This window comes from Megasphaera sp. SC8-1, assembly GCF_024436295.1.
Classification (GTDB): domain Bacteria; phylum Bacillota; class Negativicutes; order Veillonellales; family Megasphaeraceae; genus Megasphaera; species Megasphaera elsdenii.
In genome coordinates, this window is sequence record NZ_JANFQH010000016.1 from 1 (window position 1) to 1,366 (window position 1,366).

At 50.4% G+C, this 1,366-nt stretch carries 1 protein-coding gene; it reads right to left on the bottom strand.

Going from position 1 to position 1,366, the window contains the following annotated elements:
- Positions 1 to 54: 54 nt before the first annotated feature.
- Complete coding sequence (locus NOS26_RS05645; RefSeq protein WP_072982320.1) at positions 55 to 1,257, bottom strand: IS256 family transposase; 1,203 nt, start codon at positions 1,255 to 1,257, stop codon at positions 55 to 57.
- Positions 1,258 to 1,366 lie beyond the last annotated feature (109 nt).

Below are 1,366 nucleotides of genomic sequence, written 5' to 3' on the forward strand. Positions count from 1 at the left end.
GGTAGTGTCAAGATTCTTTCGCAAATTCATTTCATCCGCCAGTAAATATCAGCATCAGATGTATGGATTTTCCTCATCAGCTGGCTGCTCAATTTCCATCTTGAATAGGTGCTCCATGTCCATATAGCGTTTGGAGCCCCATTCTGAGGCGGCTACATGGCGAAGTCTGGCACAAACGAGCATTAGAGCACTGTTGCCGTCAGGAAAGGCACCAATGGCCCTTGTACGGCGGCGTATCTCGCGATTCACCCGTTCCGTCAGGTTATTCGTGCGGATCCGGCTCCAATGTTCGGTCGGAAAATCCATGTAGGTCAAGGTTTCTTCCACACTTTCCTCGACTTTCTTGGCTGCGGACAGGAGCTTCATCTCACGGAGCTTAGCAGCAATGGAAACCGCTTTTTCCTGAGCGGCTTCTTTGCTCTCCTGCGCATGAATTGCCTTGAGCATCAAGGTAACCTGCTTCATCTTATTCTTTGGTGTCACTGTGAAGACGTTCCGGTAAAAATGGACCGTGCAGCGTTGGTATTTGGCTTCAGGAAAGACTTCAGGGATGCTTTCCAGCATGCCAAGGCATTTATCGCCGACAATGAGACGCACGCCTGCAAGGCCGCGGCCTTTGAGCCAGGTGAAAAAGTTCAGCCAGCTTTCCTTGTCCTCTTTCATGCCCTCCGCTGCGCCGAGGATCTCACGGAATCCGTCTTTATTGACGCCAATGGCGACTAAAACAGAGACATTCTGAATCTCGCCACCCCAGCAGCGCTTGAGGTAGATGCCGTCGACGTAAACATACGGGTATTCGCCCGTTAAGGGACGCTGACGCCATTCTTCGATGTGCTTGTATGCTTTCTGGTTGAGGTTGCTGATGGTGCCAGAGGAGACCTTCGTGCCCCAAAGCGTTTCGGTGATGTCTTCAACACGGCGCACGGATACGCCGGCGAGGTACATCTCAATAAGAGCTTCCTCGACTGAGCATTCACGGCGTTTATAGCGCTCGATGATGGCCGTCTCGAACTGGATGCCCTTGAGCTTCGGCACGCGCAGCCGGACTTCTCCGGATGTTGTGCCGAAATTCCGCTCGTAATGACCGGAACGGTAGCCCTTACGGTCTCCCGTCCGCTCATACTTGCCAGCGCGGACGAGTTCGTCCGCCTCGTGGTCGAGCAGGGCATTCAGCGTTTCTTCTACGCTGTCGCGTACGAGATCCTTTAAATTATTCTTTATAAGATCCTCGTTAAGTTGTATAATGTTATCAGACATGGTCTATTGCCTCCTTACGAATTTTGTGTGGTAACTTAATTGTACTAGCGGCAATAGACTATGTCTATTTTTTATGAAATTGAATTTGCGAAATATATTTTACCTTATC

What these genes read in the sequence shown, in the direction of transcription:
- NOS26_RS05645 (WP_072982320.1), bottom strand. Translation starts at nt 1,257, where the DNA reads ATGTCTGATAACATTATACAACTTAACGAGGATCTTATAAAGAATAAT.